This window comes from Pseudomonas sp. TAA207 (assembly GCF_001529285.1).
Taxonomy (GTDB): domain Bacteria; phylum Pseudomonadota; class Gammaproteobacteria; order Pseudomonadales; family Pseudomonadaceae; genus Aquipseudomonas; species Aquipseudomonas weihenstephanensis.
The window spans coordinates 227,249-244,240 of sequence record NZ_LLWJ01000070.1 but is presented as its reverse complement, the minus strand read 5'-3'; the positions used below and the strand labels follow the sequence as shown (position 1 = coordinate 244,240).

General features: G+C 58.2%; 14 protein-coding genes. 12 read left to right on the top strand and 2 right to left on the bottom strand.

What is annotated here, in order from left to right; genetic code table 11:
* Nucleotides 1–52 precede the first annotated feature (52 nt).
* The 12 genes from arcD (at nt 53) to AP059_RS17865 (ending at nt 14,341) form a co-directional block, all read left to right on the top strand.
* Nucleotides 53–1,480, top strand: a complete 1,428-nt coding sequence (arcD, locus tag AP059_RS17920) for an arginine-ornithine antiporter (RefSeq protein WP_059764685.1) — start codon at nt 53–55, stop codon at nt 1,478–1,480.
* A 33-nt stretch (nt 1,481–1,513) separates the two neighbouring features.
* On the top strand, nt 1,514–2,770 hold the full coding sequence (gene arcA, locus AP059_RS17915) for an arginine deiminase (RefSeq protein WP_059764683.1): 1,257 nt from the start codon (nt 1,514–1,516) through the stop codon (nt 2,768–2,770).
* A gap of 76 nt (nt 2,771–2,846) precedes the next feature.
* Nucleotides 2,847–3,857, top strand: coding sequence for an ornithine carbamoyltransferase (locus tag AP059_RS17910; RefSeq protein ID WP_059764681.1), 1,011 nt, complete (start codon nt 2,847–2,849; stop codon nt 3,855–3,857).
* 83 nt (nt 3,858–3,940) lie between these two features.
* Nucleotides 3,941–4,870, top strand: a complete 930-nt coding sequence (gene arcC, locus AP059_RS17905) for a carbamate kinase (RefSeq protein ID WP_059764679.1) — start codon at nt 3,941–3,943, stop codon at nt 4,868–4,870.
* A gap of 55 nt (nt 4,871–4,925) precedes the next feature.
* On the top strand, nt 4,926–5,285 hold the full coding sequence (locus tag AP059_RS17900) for a DUF5064 family protein (RefSeq protein WP_059764677.1): 360 nt from the start codon (nt 4,926–4,928) through the stop codon (nt 5,283–5,285).
* Nucleotides 5,286–5,449: 164 nt separating this feature from the next.
* A complete protein-coding gene (locus AP059_RS17895) occupies nt 5,450–6,967 on the top strand; it encodes a sigma-54-dependent transcriptional regulator (RefSeq protein WP_059764675.1) in 1,518 nt (505 codons plus the stop codon).
* A 330-nt stretch (nt 6,968–7,297) separates the two neighbouring features.
* Entirely contained in the window at nt 7,298–7,681 is a 384-nt protein-coding gene (gcvH, locus tag AP059_RS17890) for a glycine cleavage system protein GcvH (protein ID WP_048399932.1), read from the top strand.
* Nucleotides 7,682–7,691: 10 nt separating this feature from the next.
* The gene (gene gcvP / locus AP059_RS17885; protein WP_059764674.1) at nt 7,692–10,550 is read left to right on the top strand and encodes an aminomethyl-transferring glycine dehydrogenase; all 2,859 of its coding nucleotides are present in this window, start codon (nt 7,692–7,694) and stop codon (nt 10,548–10,550) included.
* Between the two features lie 84 nt (nt 10,551–10,634).
* Nucleotides 10,635–12,011, top strand: coding sequence for an L-serine ammonia-lyase (locus tag AP059_RS17880; protein WP_059764672.1), 1,377 nt, complete (start codon nt 10,635–10,637; stop codon nt 12,009–12,011).
* A 17-nt stretch (nt 12,012–12,028) separates the two neighbouring features.
* Nucleotides 12,029–13,153, top strand: coding sequence for a glycine cleavage system aminomethyltransferase GcvT (gcvT, locus tag AP059_RS17875; RefSeq protein WP_059764670.1), 1,125 nt, complete (start codon nt 12,029–12,031; stop codon nt 13,151–13,153).
* Nucleotides 13,154–13,540: 387 nt separating this feature from the next.
* Nucleotides 13,541–13,753, top strand: a complete 213-nt coding sequence (locus AP059_RS17870; protein ID WP_048363410.1) for a cold-shock protein — start codon at nt 13,541–13,543, stop codon at nt 13,751–13,753.
* Nucleotides 13,754–13,849: 96 nt separating this feature from the next.
* Nucleotides 13,850–14,341: an RDD family protein gene (locus AP059_RS17865; RefSeq protein ID WP_048363409.1), complete on the top strand. Its 492-nt coding sequence runs from the start codon at nt 13,850–13,852 to the stop codon at nt 14,339–14,341.
* 70 nt (nt 14,342–14,411) lie between these two features.
* On the opposite strand, the gene AP059_RS17860 is transcribed toward AP059_RS17865, so the two are convergent.
* Nucleotides 14,412–15,848 carry a DegQ family serine endoprotease gene (locus tag AP059_RS17860; RefSeq protein ID WP_059764668.1) on the bottom strand — a complete coding sequence of 479 codons (1,437 nt, stop codon included), beginning with the start codon at nt 15,846–15,848 and terminating at the stop codon, nt 14,412–14,414.
* A 181-nt stretch (nt 15,849–16,029) separates the two neighbouring features.
* Nucleotides 16,030–16,992 carry a MucB/RseB C-terminal domain-containing protein gene (locus AP059_RS17855; RefSeq protein ID WP_059764666.1) on the bottom strand — a complete coding sequence of 321 codons (963 nt, stop codon included), beginning with the start codon at nt 16,990–16,992 and terminating at the stop codon, nt 16,030–16,032.

Sequence of the window (16,992 nt, the reverse complement as noted above, 5' to 3'; positions counted from 1 at the left end):
ACCCACGCAATTATCTTAAGGCCTCACTTCTCCTAGATTGGAGTCACCACAAATGTCTGATACTCCCGGAAAACTACGATTGGGTGCGTTGGTTGCTCTGGTAGTCGGTTCTATGATTGGCGGCGGAATCTTTTCGTTGCCACAAAACATGGCCGCCAGTGCCGATGTTGGAGCCGTACTTATCGGTTGGGCAATCACCGCCGTCGGCATGCTGAGCCTCGCTTTTGTATTCCAGACCCTGGCTAACCGCAAACCCAACCTGGACGGTGGCGTGTACGCCTACGCCAAGGCCGGTTTCGGCGATTACATGGGTTTCTCATCAGCCTGGGGTTATTGGATCAGTGCCTGGCTGGGCAACGTCGGCTACTTCGTCCTGCTGTTCAGCACCTTGGGGTACTTCTTCCCGGTCTTCGGCGAAGGCAACACCCCGGCCGCGATCATCGGCGCTTCAGTGTTGCTGTGGGCCGTCCACTTCCTGGTACTGCGGGGCATCAAAGAAGCGGCGTTCATTAACCTGGTGACCACGGTTGCCAAGATCGTGCCGCTGGTGCTGTTCATTCTGATTGCCGTGTTCGCGTTCAAACTGGACATCTTCACCAGCGACATCTGGGGCTTGAAAAACCCGGACCTGGGCAGCGTGATGGATCAGGTGCGCAACATGATGCTGGTCACCGTGTGGGTGTTCATCGGTATCGAAGGCGCGAGCATCTTCTCTTCCCGTGCCGAGAAACGTTCAGATGTGGGTAAAGCCACTGTGATCGGTTTCATCACCGTGCTGCTGTTGCTGGTACTGGTGAACGTGCTGTCGCTGGGCATCATGACTCAGCCTGAACTGGCCAAACTGCAAAACCCGTCGATGGCGGCCGTGCTTGAGCATGTGGTCGGTCACTGGGGTGCGGTATTGATCAGCGTCGGTTTGATCATCTCCTTGCTGGGTGCCCTGCTGTCATGGGTGCTGCTGTGCGCCGAAATCATGTTCTCGGCCGCTAAAGACCACACCATGCCGGCGTTCCTGAAAAAGGAAAACGCCAACCATGTACCGGTCAACGCCCTGTGGCTGACCAATGCCATGGTGCAGGTGTTCCTCATCATCACCCTGTTCTCGGCCAGTACTTATCTGTCGCTGATCTACCTTGCGACGTCGATGATCCTGGTGCCATACCTCTGGTCTGCGGCCTATGGCTTCTTGCTGGCGGTGCGCGGCGAAACCTATGAAAACGCGCTGGCTGAACGCAAAAAAGACCTGATCATCGGCGGCATCGCGTTGATCTACGCCATCTGGCTGATCTATGCCGGCGGCCTGAAATACCTGCTGCTCTCGGCTCTGCTGTACGCACCCGGCGCCATTCTGTTCGCCAAGGCGAAGCTGGAAAGCGGCCAACAAATCTTCACCAACATCGAAAAAGTTATTTTTGCTGCCGTAGTGATCGGCGCCCTCGTGGCGGCTTATGGACTCTATGACGGCTTCCTGACCCTGTAACTCCCTGTTTATGTACTTTGGAGGATGACTGTAATGACCACGGAAAAAGTGAAATACGGCGTACATTCCGAAGCCGGCAAGCTGCGTAAAGTGATGGTTTGCTCCCCTGGCCTGGCTCACCAGCGCCTGACGCCCAACAACTGCGACGAGCTGCTGTTTGATGACGTGTTGTGGGTCAACCAGGCCAAGCGCGACCACTTCGACTTCGTGACCAAGATGCGCGAGCGCGGCATTGACGTGCTGGAAATGCACAACCTGCTGACTGACATCGTTGCCATTCCAGAAGCGCTGGACTGGATTCTGGACCACAAAGTGACCCCCAATCAGGTGGGCGTGGGTCTGGTCAACGAAGTCAAAGCCTGGATCAAAAGCCTGGAACCGCGCAAAGCCGCCGAGTACCTGATTGGTGGCGTGTCCGCTGACGATCTGCCTGACAGCTTCGGTGGCAAAACCATCGAAATGTTCCGCGACTTCCTCGGCCACACCAGCTTTATCCTGCCACCACTGCCCAACACTCAGTTCACCCGTGACACCACCTGCTGGATTTACGGTGGCGTAACGCTGAACCCGATGTACTGGCCAGCGCGCCGTCAGGAAACCCTGCTGACCACTGCGATTTACAAGTTCCACCCTGAGTTCACCAACGCCGACTTCCAGATCTGGTACGGCGATCCGACGGCGGATCATGGCAACGCCAGCCTCGAAGGCGGTGACGTGATGCCAATCGGCAAAGGCGTTGTTCTGATCGGCATGGGCGAGCGCACCTCGCGTCAGGCCATCGGCCAACTGGCACAGAACCTGTTCAAGAACAAAGCGGTCGAGCGCGTCATCGTTGCCGGCATGCCTAAATCCCGCGCCGCGATGCACCTGGACACCGTGTTCAGCTTCTGCGACCGCGACCTGGTCACCATCTTCCCGGAAGTCGTGAAACAGATCGTTGCCTTCTCGCTGTACCCCGATGAAAGCAAGCAGGGCGGCATTGACGTGCGACGCGAAGAAAGCAGCTTCCTCGACGTGGTGGCCAAAGCACTGGGCGTCAAAACCCTGCGTGTGGTTGAAACCGGCGGTAACTCCTTCGCGGCAGAGCGCGAGCAGTGGGACGACGGCAACAACGTGGTGGCACTGGAGCCTGGCGTGGTGATCGGCTACGACCGCAACACCTACACCAACACCCTGCTGCGCAAGGCCGGTGTAGAAGTCATCACCATCAGCGCCTCTGAGCTGGGACGCGGCCGTGGCGGCGGTCACTGCATGACCTGCCCAATCATCCGCGACCCAATTGACTATTAATTCATCCATTTGAATGCTTGCGCTGGCCCTTACAAAGGGCGGCGCAAGCCGGTTACCAGAAACCCAGGAGATCCCCATGGCGTTTAACATGAAAAACCGCAGCCTGCTCAGCTTGGTGCACCACACCCAACGCGAGCTTCACTACCTGCTGGATCTGTCTCGCGATCTGAAGCGCGCCAAGTACACCGGTACTGAAGAGCCGCACCTGAAAGGCAAAAACATTGCGCTGATCTTCGAAAAAACCTCGACCCGCACCCGTTGCGCGTTTGAAGTGGCAGCTCACGATCAGGGCGCACACGTCACCTACATCGACCCGGTGTCTTCGCAAATCGGCCACAAAGAAAGCATGAAAGACACTGCCCGCGTTCTGGGTCGTATGTTTGATGCCATCGAATACCGTGGCTTTGCCCAGGAAATCGTCGAAGAACTGGCCAAGTTTGCAGGCGTGCCGGTGTTCAACGGCCTGACCGCCGAGTTCCACCCGACGCAAATGATCGCCGACGTGCTGACCATGCGCGAACACAGCGACAAGCCGCTGCACGACATCAGCTACGCCTACCTGGGCGACGCCCGTAACAACATGGGTAACTCGCTGCTGCTGATCGGCGCCAAACTGGGCATGGACGTGCGCATCGCCGCACCAAAAGCCCTGTGGCCTGAAGAGTCGTTCGTTAAACAATGTCAGGCATTCGCCAAGGAAAGCGGTGCCAAAATCACCCTGACCGAAGACCCGAAAGCTGCAGTCAAAGGCGTGGACTTCATCCACACCGACGTGTGGGTATCGATGGGCGAGCCGGTGGAAGCCTGGAACGATCGCATCAAGCTGCTGCTGCCTTATCAGGTCAACATGGACTTGATCAAAGCCGCCGAAAACATCCGTGTGAAGTTCATGCACTGCCTGCCTGCGTTCCACAACAGTGAAACCAAAGTCGGCAAAGACGTGGCCGAGCATCATCCAAACCTTAAAAACGGCATTGAAGTGACTGAGGAAGTGTTCGAATCGCCTTTCAACATCGCCTTCGAACAAGCGGAAAACCGCATGCACACCATCAAGGCCATCCTGGTAGCTGCGCTGGCTGATATCTAAGGCCGTGCACCTGTGGGAGCGAGCCTGCTGGCTCCCACAGAACCCGGTTGTTTGTGCCCTTCCCCTCTTTTAAGGAATGACCTATGCGTATCGTCGTTGCACTGGGCGGTAACGCCCTTCTGCGTCGCGGCCAACCCATGACCGCTGAAAATCAACGCGAAAACATCCGCACCGCCACCGCCCAAATCGCTCGCGTCGCTCCTGGCAACGAACTGGTCGTGGCCCACGGTAACGGCCCCCAAGTCGGCCTTCTGTCCCTGCAAGCCGCAGCCTACACCGACGTCAGCCCTTACCCGCTGGACGTGCTGGGCGCTGAAACCGAAGGCATGATCGGTTACATGATCGAGCAAGAGCTGGGCAACCTGTTGCCACCGGACGCACCGTTCGCCACCTTGCTGACCCAGGTTGAAGTTGACCCCAAAGACCCGGCTTTCCAGAACCCGACCAAGCCTATTGGCCCGGTCTACAGCGAATCTGAAGCCAAGAGCCTGGCCGCTGAAAAAGGCTGGAGCATTGCACCGGATGGCGACAAATTCCGCCGTGTGGTGGCCAGTCCAAAACCCAAACGCATCTTCGAAATCCGCCCGATTAAATGGCTGCTGGAAAAGGGCACCATCGTGATCTGTGCAGGCGGCGGCGGTATTCCGACCATGTACGACGAAGACGGCAAACTCAAAGGCATTGAGGCGGTGATCGACAAAGACCTGGCCTCCTCCCTGCTCGCGCAGCAACTGAACAGCGACCTGCTGGTCATTGCCACGGACGTGAATGCAGCCTTCATTGACTGGGGCAAACCTACCCAGAAGGGCATTGCCCAGGCGCACCCGGACGAGCTGGAAAAACTCGGTTTCGCCTCGGGTTCAATGGGCCCGAAAGTCGAAGCCGCGTGTGAGTTTGCCCGCAAGACCGGCAAGACCGCTGTGATCGGCGCACTGGCGGATATCGAAGCGATCGTTCAAGGTAAGGCCGGTACTCGAGTCAGCACCGAGAAATCGGGTATCACTTACTTCTGAACCCTGGGGCAGGCCTTGGGGTCTGCCCTTTTTTTTTGCATCAAGGAGTACGCCTATGGCCTCGTTCGAACCCGGTCACCTGCATATCCAACGCGAAGCGCTGCAACCCGGCGATTTCGGGTATGACATCAAGATTGATTACCAGGTCGTTCAAGATCCCAAGGAAGGCAAGTCGATGCAGTTTGATATGCACGGCCAGATCAACGGCAAGGACTTCAAGGACTCATTCACCCTGCCCAAGGACATGGCCTATAACTTCGCCCATGACGCGTTCCGGATTGCAGTGAAAAACGGCATTCCCAAAACCGCAGACATTCGCTCGATGCACGGTTACTACGACAAAATGTTTGCCGACGTTTTAGCCCAGCTCAACCACAAGCCTGGCGACCCGATCAAACCTGAACACCTCGGATAACCAGCACCCCGTAGGAGCGAGCTTGCCTCGCGATCTTTTGATCCTTTAGAAGATCGCGAGGCAAGCTCGCTCCTACAGGTTGTCGGTAAACGACCTAAGTTTCACCATCCCTCCCTGCCAAGGCATACTGGCCGCCCCGCTGGCCAGAAGTGTTGCTCGTTCCCATGCGTATCCATGTCAGTTTTATCGACCGTGTCGGCATCACCCAGGAAGTACTGGCGTTGCTCGGCGCACGGAACCTCAATCTGGATGCCGTGGAGATGGTGCCGCCCAACGTCTACATCGACGCGCCGACGTTAAGCCCGCAAGTGCTCGACGAGTTGCGCGAAGCCTTGTTCCGCGTGCGGGGCGTGCAATCGGTGAAGATGGTGGACATCCTTCCCGGCCAGCGCCGGCACCTGCAACTCGACGCGCTGCTGGCGGCCATGACCGACCCAGTATTGGCACTCGACAGCGAAGGCCACGTACTACTGGCCAACCCGGCGCTGGTGTCGCTGTACGGCCGCGAACCTGGTGGTGAAAGCATCAGCGCGTTGTTCAGCGACCCCGGCTTGCTGCCTGCGCTGCTGGAAAACGGCTTTCGCCTGCCACTGCGTGAAGTCACCCTCAACGGCCATCCGCTGATGCTCGACGCCACCCCCATCACTGATGCGGGGGCGCTGCTCACCCTGTACCAACCGAGCCGTATCGGCGAACGCCTGGCAGCCCTGCATCACGACCACGCTGAAGGCTTCGACGCCTTGCTCGGAGACTCACCCGCGATCCGCACCCTCAAAGCCCGCGCTCAACGCGTGGCGACCCTGGATGCACCGTTATTGATTCAGGGTGAAACCGGCACCGGTAAAGAACTGGTGGCCCGCGCCTGCCATGCCATCAGCGACCGCTTCGGCGCGCCTTTTCTGGCCCTCAACTGCGCCGCCCTGCCTGAGAACCTGGCCGAGAGCGAGCTGTTCGGCTACGCCCCCGGCGCTTTTACCGGCGCGCAACGCGGGGGTAAGCCGGGGTTGATGGAGCTGGCCAATCACGGCACGGTGTTCCTCGATGAAATCGCTGAAATGTCGCCCTACCTGCAAGCCAAGCTGCTGCGCTTTTTGAATGACGGCAGCTTTCGCCGCGTGGGCGGCGAACGCGAAGTGAAGGTCAATGTGCGCATCCTCAGCGCCACGCATCGCAACCTCGAAAAAATGGTCAACGACGGCACCTTTCGCGAAGACCTGTTCTATCGCCTGAATGTACTCAACATCGACGTCCCGCCGCTGCGTGAACGCGGGCAAGACATTCTGCTGCTGGCGCGCACCTTTATGCAGCAGGCCTGCACTCAAATCCAGCGCCCGGTGTGCCGCCTGGCGCCGGGCACCTACCCCGCCCTGCTGGGCAACCGCTGGCCGGGCAATGTGCGGCAACTGCAAAACGTGATTTTTCGCGCCGCGGCCATTTGCGAAAGCAACGTGGTCGACATTGGCGATCTGGACATCGCCGGAACCTCAGTGGCACGGCAAAACGATGGCGAAGTGCTTACCCTGGAACACGCTGTCGCCTCGTTCGAAAAAGCCCTGCTGGAAAAGCTCTACGTCGACTACCCTTCCACCCGCCAGTTGGCCAACCGCCTGCAAACCAGCCACACCGCGATTGCACAGCGGCTGCGTAAATACGCAATCCCCGGCAAAAATCCTGCTTCGTAGGTGCCGCCCAAGCCTGCACACTTTTGGTCTGATCACCTGACACGACCAAACAACCGTATCGAATTCGATACGATGGAACGATTACAGTACACACGTTGCCTGACGCACTGCTGCAAGGCTTTGATCCGCTTCGATTTTTTAAACCCATCACACCTGTAGCGATTTCGCTACAGGTAGCGTCATGCTGCCGCCTGTCGAAACCACCAATTCATTGATAAATATGGCCTTTTACAAATTGGCAGCCATCTTGCAATGCACTTCTCAAAGCGCTCGACCTTGCGCGAGCAATCTACTGCGACTACCAGACGAGTCTGGCCCTGAGGAGTTTCCATGAGCGAATTGCGTTTTACTGAAGACCACGAGTGGCTGCGCGCCGAAGCCGACGGCAGCGTGACCGTGGGCATTACCGCATTTGCGCAAAACGCTCTGGGCGACGTGGTGTTTGTTCAATTGCCAGAACTACAGGCCTACGACAAAGGCGCAGAAGCCGCCACCGTTGAGTCGGTGAAAGCTGCCAGCGGTGTGTACATGCCACTGGACGGCGAGGTACTGGAAGTCAATCCGGCGCTCGATAGCAGCCCGGAACTGGTCAACGAAGACCCGCTGGGTGAAGGCTGGTTCTTCCGCTTCAAACCCACCGATGCCAACGCAGTGAGCCAGTTGCTGGATCAGGACGCCTACGACCGCCTGATCAAAGCCAACGCTGACGCCTGAGGAACTCGCCATGACCCCTAAACTCAGCACCGCCAATGAATTTATCGCGCGCCACATCGGCCCGCGCCAGACCGATGAACAGGCCATGCTCGCCACTCTGGGCTTTGAGTCTCTCGATGCTCTGAGCGCCAGCGTGATCCCTGAAAGCATCAAGGGCACCAGCGTGCTCAACCTGCCAGCCGGACAAAGCGAGGCGGATGCGCTGGCCTCGATCAAAGCCATCGCCGCCAAAAACCAGCTGTGCAAAACCTACATTGGCCAAGGCTATTACAACTGCCATACGCCTTCGCCTATCTTGCGCAACCTGTTGGAAAACCCGGCCTGGTACACCGCGTACACGCCGTATCAACCCGAGATTTCCCAAGGCCGCCTCGAAGCCCTGCTCAACTTCCAGACCCTGATCAGCGACCTTAGCGGCCTGCCGATTGCCAACGCCTCGCTGCTCGATGAAGCCACCGCCGCCGCGGAAGCCATGACCTTCTGCAAGCGCCTGAGCAAAAACAAGTCCAGCAACGCGTTCTTTGCTTCCCGTCACTGCCACCCGCAAACCCTCGATGTGTTGCGCACCCGCGCTGAGCCGCTGGGCATCGACGTGGTGGTGGGTGATGAACGTGGCCTCACGGACCTGTCGCCGTTCTTCGGCGCCCTCTTGCAATACCCGGCCAGCAATGGCGACGTGTTCGATTACCGCGAACTGGTTGAACGCTTCCACGCCGCCAATGCGCTGGTGGCCGTCGCAGCTGACTTGCTGGCGCTGACCCTGCTGAATCCGCCGGGCGAGTTCGGCGCCGACGTGGCCATCGGCAGCGCCCAGCGTTTTGGCGTGCCACTGGGTTTCGGTGGCCCGCACGCCGCTTACTTCGCCACCCGCGACGCGTTCAAACGCGACATGCCGGGGCGTCTGGTCGGCGTCTCGGTCGACCGCCATGGCAAACCGGCGTTGCGTCTGGCCATGCAAACCCGCGAGCAACACATTCGACGCGAAAAGGCCACGAGCAATATCTGCACCGCGCAGGTGCTGCTGGCCAACATTGCCAGCATGTACGCCGTGTACCACGGCCCTCACGGCCTGACGCAGATTGCTCAGCGCATTCATCAACTGACCGCGATTCTGGCCAAGGGCCTGACTGCACTGGGACTGAACGTCGAACAGAGCGAATTTTTCGACACCCTGACCCTGCACACCGCCGGCAAAACCCAAACCCTGCACGCCAACGCACACGCCAAACACATCAACCTGCGCGTGGTGGATGACGAGCGTGTGGGCGTGTCGCTGGACGAAACCTGTGGCCCGTCCGATGTGACCGCGCTATGGGCCTTGCTGGCCGCCGACGGTCAAGCGCTGCCGGACTTCGATGCCCTGGCTCACACCGTGAGTGGCACCTTGCCGGCCGCGCTGCTGCGCCAGTCGCCGATCCTCAGCCACCCGGTGTTCAACCGTTACCACTCTGAAACCGAACTGATGCGTTACCTGCGTCGTTTGGCTGACAAAGACCTGGCACTGGATCGCACAATGATTCCGCTGGGTTCCTGCACCATGAAGCTCAACGCTGCCAGCGAAATGATCCCCATCACATGGGCCGAGTTCGGCAGCCTGCACCCCTTCGCACCGGTCGAACAAAGTCAGGGCTACCAGCAACTGACCCACGAGCTGGAGGCCATGCTCTGCGCCGCCACCGGTTACGACGCCATTTCGCTGCAACCCAATGCGGGCTCCCAGGGCGAGTACGCCGGGTTGCTGGCGATTCGCGCCTACCACCAAAGCCGTGGCGAAGAACGTCGCGACATTTGCCTGATTCCCTCTTCTGCACACGGCACCAACCCGGCCACCGCCAATATGGCGGGCATGCGCGTGGTGGTCACGGCCTGCGACGCACGCGGCAACGTCGACATTGAAGACCTGCGCGCCAAAGCCATCGAGCACAGCGAGCACCTGGCGGCATTGATGATCACCTACCCTTCGACCCACGGCGTGTTCGAAGAAGGCATTCGTGAAATCTGCGGCATCATTCACGACCACGGCGGCCAGGTGTACATCGACGGCGCCAACATGAACGCGATGGTGGGCTTGTGCGCACCCGGCAAGTTCGGCGGCGACGTTTCCCACCTCAACTTGCACAAAACCTTTTGCATTCCCCATGGCGGTGGTGGCCCGGGCGTGGGTCCGATTGGCGTCAAGTCGCACCTCACGCCGTTCCTGCCGGGCCACGCCAGCCTGCCACGCAAGCAGGGCGCGGTGTGCGCAGCGCCGTTCGGCAGCGCGAGCATTCTGCCCATCACCTGGATGTATATCCGCATGATGGGCGGCGAAGGCCTCAAACGTGCTTCACAAATGGCCATCCTCAACGCCAACTACATCGCCCGCCGCCTTGAAGAGCACTTCCCTGTGTTGTATTCGGGCAGCAACGGCCTGGTGGCACATGAATGCATCCTCGACCTGCGCCCTCTCAAGGACAGCAGCGGCATCAGCGTGGACGACGTGGCCAAGCGCCTGATCGACTTCGGCTTCCATGCCCCGACCATGTCGTTCCCGGTGGCAGGCACGCTGATGATCGAGCCGACCGAAAGCGAGTCCAAACAAGAGCTGGACCGCTTCTGCGACGCCATGATCCGCATCCGCGAAGAGATCCGCGCCGTGGAAAATGGCGCGCTGGACAAAGACGACAATCCGCTGAAAAACGCCCCGCACACGGCCGCAGAAATGGTCGGTGAATGGACCCATCCGTACAGCCGCGAACAAGCGGTGTACCCGGTTGAGTCGTTGATAGAAAGCAAGTACTGGCCACCAGTGGGTCGGGTCGACAATGTGTTTGGCGATCGCAATCTGGTGTGCGCGTGCCCCTCGATTGAGAACTATCAGGAGGCATAGACCACTAACCCCCCTGTAGGTGCGAACGTGCCTACAGGGCATCTGTATTTAATGCCAATAACCCATAAGAAACCGGAGAACCCCATGTCGTTAAGCGTGTTCGACCTGTTCAAAATTGGCATCGGTCCTTCAAGCTCTCATACCGTCGGCCCCATGCGGGCCGCCGCACGGTTTGTTGAAGGTCTACAGCGTGATGAGCTATTGCACACAACCGCCTGCGTCAAAGTGGAACTGTATGGCTCGCTCGGCGCCACCGGCAAAGGCCACGGCAGCGACAAAGCCGTGCTCCTGGGCCTGGAAGGCGAGCACCCGGACACCGTCAACACCGAAACCGTGGATCAGCGTCTGGCCGCGATCCGTAGCAGCGGGCAATTAAACCTGCTGGGCCAACACCCCATCGCGTTCAATGAAAAGCTGCACCTGGCAATGATCCGCAAACCCCTGCCCTACCACCCTAATGGCATGATTTTTCGTGCCCTCGATGCCGCTGGCATACAAATCCGCAGCCGCGAGTATTACTCGGTCGGTGGGGGGTTTGTGGTGGATGAAGGCGCCGCTGGCGCTGACCGCATCGTGGAGGACAGCACTGAACTGAAGTACCCGTTCAAGACCGCCAAGGACTTGCTGCGCCATTGCGTCACCCACCACCTGTCGATCAGCCAGGTGATGATGGCCAACGAAAGTGCATGGCGCCCGGAAGCCGAGACCCGTAGCGGTCTGCTCAACATCTGGCAAGTGATGCAGGATTGCGTCAGCGCCGGTTGCCGCCATGAAGGCATCCTGCCGGGCGGCCTGAAGGTCAAACGCCGTGCCGCGGCCCTGCATCGCCAGCTCTGCGCCAACCCCGAAGCTTCATTGCGCGACGCCCTGTCAGTGCTGGACTGGGTCAACCTGTACGCGTTGGCGGTCAATGAAGAAAACGCCAACGGTGGCCGCGTGGTAACAGCGCCCACCAATGGGGCCGCGGGGATTATTCCGGCCGTATTGCATTACTACATGCGCTTTATCGGCGGAGCCAATGAAGACGGCGTGGTGCGGTTTCTGCTGACGGCTGCGGCCATCGGAATTTTGTACAAAGAAAACGCCTCCATCTCTGGCGCCGAAGTGGGTTGCCAGGGCGAGGTCGGCGTGGCGTGCTCAATGGCGGCGGGCGCGTTGTGCGAGGTGCTGGGCGGTAGCGTGCAACAAGTCGAAAACGCCGCCGAGATCGGCATGGAACATAACTTGGGGCTGACCTGCGACCCGATTGGCGGGCTGGTGCAGGTGCCGTGCATCGAGCGCAATGCAATGGGCTCGGTCAAAGCGATCAACGCGGTGCGCATGGCGTTGCGCGGTGATGGGCAGCATTTTGTCTCTCTGGACAAAGTGATCCGCACCATGCGCCAGACCGGCGCCGACATGAAAAGCAAATACAAAGAAACCGCTCGCGGCGGTCTGGCCGTCAACATTATCGAGTGCTGATTTTTAAGGAGTCACGAATGTCCACCGAACAACTGCTTAAAACCCCGCTGCACGCGTTGCACCTGGAACTGGGTGCGCGCATGGTGCCGTTTGCCGGTTACGACATGCCCGTGCAGTACCCGCTGGGTGTCATGAAAGAGCATCAGCACACCCGTGAACACGCCGGGCTGTTTGATGTGTCACACATGGGGCAAATTCGCCTGAGTGGCGCGCAGGCGGCCAAAGCCCTGGAAACCTTGGTGCCGGTCGACATCATCGACCTGCCAGTGGGCATGCAGCGTTATGCCATGTTCACCAACGAACAAGGCGGCATTCTGGATGACCTGATGGTCGCCAACCTGGGTAACGATGAACTGTTTCTGGTGGTAAACGCGGCCTGCAAAGAGCAGGACCTGGCGCATTTGCGTAAACACCTGAGTACCCATTGTCAGATTCAGCCGCTGTTTGAAGACCGCGCCCTGCTCGCCTTGCAAGGCCCTGAGGCGGTCAAGGTACTTGAACGCCTGGCGCCGGAAGTGGCGAAAATGACCTTTATGCAGTTTGCCCCGGTGACGCTGCTGGGCGTGGAGTGCTATGTGAGTCGTTCGGGGTACACCGGTGAAGATGGCTTTGAGATCTCGGTGCCGGCAGAGCACGCAGAGGCTCTGGCACGTCACCTGCTGGCTCAACCTGAGGTGGAAGCGATTGGCTTGGGCGCGCGCGACTCGCTGCGCCTGGAAGCGGGTCTGTGCCTGTATGGGCATGACATGAACGAGAAAACCACGCCGATTGAAGCCAGCCTGTTATGGGCCATTTCTAAAGCTCGTCGGGCAGACGGGCCGCGGGCGGGCGGGTTCCCCGGCGCTGAAACGGTGTTTGCCCAACAGCAAAGCGGCGTTGCTCGTAAACGGGTCGGCCTGCTGCCCCAGGAGCGCACGCCGGTACGTGAGGGGGCCGAGGTTGTAAACGCGGACGGCAACGTGATCGGCAGTATCTGTAGTGGCGGTTTCGGTCCAACCCTGGGTGCGCCTTTGGCAATGGGTTATCTAGACACGGCCTATACACCCCTCGATACCGACGTATGGGCAATCGTTCGCGGTAAACGTGTACCCATGAAAGTGTCGAAACTGCCGTTTGTTGCGCAACGTTATTACAGAGGGTAAAGACGCCTGGTTTGAAACACAGTTGCATGTTCACGACACTTAAGTGTCATGCAACTGCCACAAAACAGTCCGCACTTTTCGAGCGTGAAAGTATCGAAAAGAACACGAACACAATTGAACATGCCTCTCCAAAAAACGCGGCTTAAATCGACGTTACATCCTTTAAAACACAGGGACAGACGGCGTATTGGCAGGGCTTGTTTTTACAACCTTGGTTGTCGTAGAGTTTGCGCACTGTGTTTGCATGGGTCGCTGGAATCGTGACCTGGGCAGTAGCTCTAAGTTTGCTACACCCGTTCGGCGTCTCTTACTTTCCTGCAACCCAGCACCAGTTCTCTTTCATAGCAAAGAGACTGTCATTAATTGTTAGCGTCAAGGAATTAAGAAATGTCCCAACGTCAAAGCGGTACCGTCAAGTGGTTTAACGATGAGAAAGGGTTTGGCTTTATTACCCCTGAAAGCGGTGCGGATCTATTCGTGCACTTCCGTGCCATCCAGGGCAACGGTTTCAAAAGCCTGAAAGAAGGCCAAAAAGTGACTTTCGTCGCCGTACAAGGCCAAAAAGGCATGCAGGCTGACGAAGTACAAGCCGAAGCCTAAGCTTTATTGCAGTGAAAAGCCTCTGATGGTGACATCAGAGGCTTTTTTATGGGCGCAATTCCGTAAGATGGCTTTTTTCCTTCACGAGACCCTGCCATGTCGAAACAACCACTAAGCCCTCAAGGCGCGTTTCCAGCCGCTGGCCTGGGGCGCCGCCTGGCAGCCATGTTCTACGATTTCTTGTTGTGCACAGCACTGATGATCGTCACCACCTTTATTTACAAACTGATTTTGATGGGCTTTATCGGTGAAGCCAAAATGCGCGCACTCTCGGAGTCCGGCGCACTGGACGGCGACCCGCTGTTGTCCACCCTGCTGTTTTTTGTGCTGTTCGGCTTCTTTGCCAAGTTCTGGACCCACTCAGGTCAAACTCTGGGCATGCAGGTATGGGGGGTGCGCGTACAGAACGCGGACGGTACGGCAATCAGCCTGTGGCAAGCGTTGCTGCGTTTTATCGTATCGATTGGTTCATGGCTGTGTTTCGGTCTGGGCTTTGTCTGGTCGCTCTTCGATAAACAAAAGCGCACCTGGCATGACATGTACTCCAACAGCCAATTGGTCAGAGTCCCCAAACAGAAGAAAAAATAAGCCGTACAAAAAAGCCCGTATCACTCGATACGGGCTTTCTCATTACCTCAACGTATTGCCTATACCAGCGTTACTCCGCCAGTTTGAAGGTAATAAAGCTGGCACGACCTTGACGCAGCACGCGCATCGACACCGAACGGTTTTTTGGCAGCGCCTTGGCAATGTCAGTGAACTGTTTGGCATCGGTAATCGCCTGGTTGTTCAAGTGTGTAATGACATCACCTGGTTGCAGGCCGATCAGGGCCGCAGGGCCGTCCTGAACATCCTTGATGATCACGCCACCCTTGATGTCGTTGGCTTTCTTCTGTTCCTCGCTCAGGTCCACCACAGAAACACCCAGACGGTTGCTGCTGCGCTCGGCACCGCTCGGCGAGTCCATCTCTTTGCCTTCGTCAGGAATCGCGCCCACGGTCAGGTCCAAGGTTTTACGCTTGCCGTCACGCACCACTTCAAGGCTTGCCTTGCTGCCCGCCTTGAGAGCACCCACCAGATGCGGCAGGTCGGCAGACATCACAATTGGCTGGCCATTCATGCTCAGGATCACGTCACCCACTTGCAGGCCGCCTTTGGCTGCCGGGCCGTCATCGAGCACTTGAGCCACCAACGCACCGGCTGGCTTGTCCAGACCGAAGGATTCAGCCAGGTCTTTGTTGACCTCTTGAATCACCACACCCAACCAGCCACGGCTGACTTTGCCACCGTTTTTAAGCTGGTTGGACACGTCCATCGCTACGTCGATAGGGATGGCAAACGACACGCCCATGAAACCACCGGAGCGGGTGTAGATTTGCGAGTTGATACCCACAACCTCACCGGCCAGGTTGAACAGCGGGCCGCCGGAGTTACCCGGGTTGATCGGCACGTCAGTCTGGATAAAAGGCACGTAGCTTTCGTTCGGCAGGCTGCGGCCGATGGCGCTGATGATGCCTTGGGTCACGGTATGGTCAAAACCGAACGGTGAACCGATTGCAACCACCCACTGCCCCGCTTTGAGGTCTTGCGACTTGCCCAGTTTCAGAACTGGCAGGTTTTTGCCTTCGATTTTCAGCAGCGCCACGTCAGAGCGTGGATCGGTGCCAACCAGCTTGGCTTTCATTTCGCTGCGGTCTGAGAGACGCACGATGATTTCATCTGCATCCGCCACGACGTGGTTGTTGGTCAGGACATAGCCATCAGGCGAAATGATAAAACCCGAACCCAGCGATTGAGCTTCGCGCTGACGCCCGCCGCCGCTGCGTGGTGCTTGCGGCATGCTGCGCTCGAAAAAGTCCCGCAAACCGGGCGGCAGCCCTTCCAGGTCGGGCATTTGCCCCATGCTTGACACACGGCGCTCAGGTAATTTTTGCGTGGTGCTGATGTTCACCACCGCCGGGGAGGCTTGTTCAACCAACTGCGTGAAGTCGGGCAACTGCACCAACGGCGCATCCGCCAAGGCCGGAACTGCCTGCCCGAGCATCATCACGGCCGCAAGAATGGGTAAGTAAGGTTTCAATCGAGGCATCGACATACAGCTCCCGTTAATAGCAAGCAGAGTTAAGCGGCTGGCATCCAAAAACCAAGCCCAAAGCATAGACCGTATTTTTGGACACCCACAAACAAACAAGGCCAGAGCCTTTAGGGCTCTGACCTATAGAAAAATATAAAACGTTTGGCAAATGAAAATCTTCACCAGACATGTCGGCACACCACTAAGGCTTGACCTGCGGCTCGGCTTTACCGGTACGCATGGAAAGCGCAATGCGTTCTGCAGTGCCGATTGGAATCTCGCCCACCACGGTAGCCAGCATATCGCCGTCATTGGTTGTCAGGTGCCTTGAAACGGCAGCTGTAGGGCCCAGTTGAACTCGCGTGTCAGGTGCAGAGGCGCCATTGAGCGGCTCCAGAAAGACTGAAAAGCGGGCTAGACCGTCGTCATACAACAGGCTGGTGACTTCGGACTTGGTCTTAGGGTCTCGATTGACCGTGCTGTTGACCAGTTCAAACCCCGGAGGCAGCCAGTCTGAATGCCAGGCGTGAGTCACTGCGCCGGTTTGTTCGACAGGCGGCTGGAGCGAAACCGACTGACACTGTCCACTGGGTTTGAGCAGTGCACTGTCAGGCGTTTGAGTGTCCAGCTCAGTGAACTGAAAACGCTCCAGCAGTTGCGCCTTATCATTGAGCAGCAATGATTTAAGCGGCAAACCGGTGTCGCGATCCAGATACAACTCAACGCCGTAACGGTGCTGATCACGCGGCGTCAGGGAAATAATCACCGCCCGGCGACCCGCTACGCGTGAATCTCCGGTTTTGGTCACTGCGTACCAGTTGCTGAGTTTTTCGGTCTCCAGCGTTCTGACCGACGCTGCCGATGTACCGCGTAGCCCCGAAACCAGCTGGCCAGTGACACAGAGGGTGCGCCCATCGGCGCGGACAACCTCTTGAGCAGGGCCATCGAGTTGCAGCAGTCGTTCACGAACGTTCCCATCCTGCACGAGGTGCCAGATGCTGTGGGTAGAAAAACTACCGTTGCGTTCATAAACGAAGGTGCCTTGATAGCTTTGCTGCTGCTCCGCTTGCCCGAGGCGTTTGAGCCAATCCTGAGCTTCATCGGCATGGGCTGGCACTGCAAACCAGCCACTGAGCAAAAGCGGTAACAGAGGTAGGACGCGCAT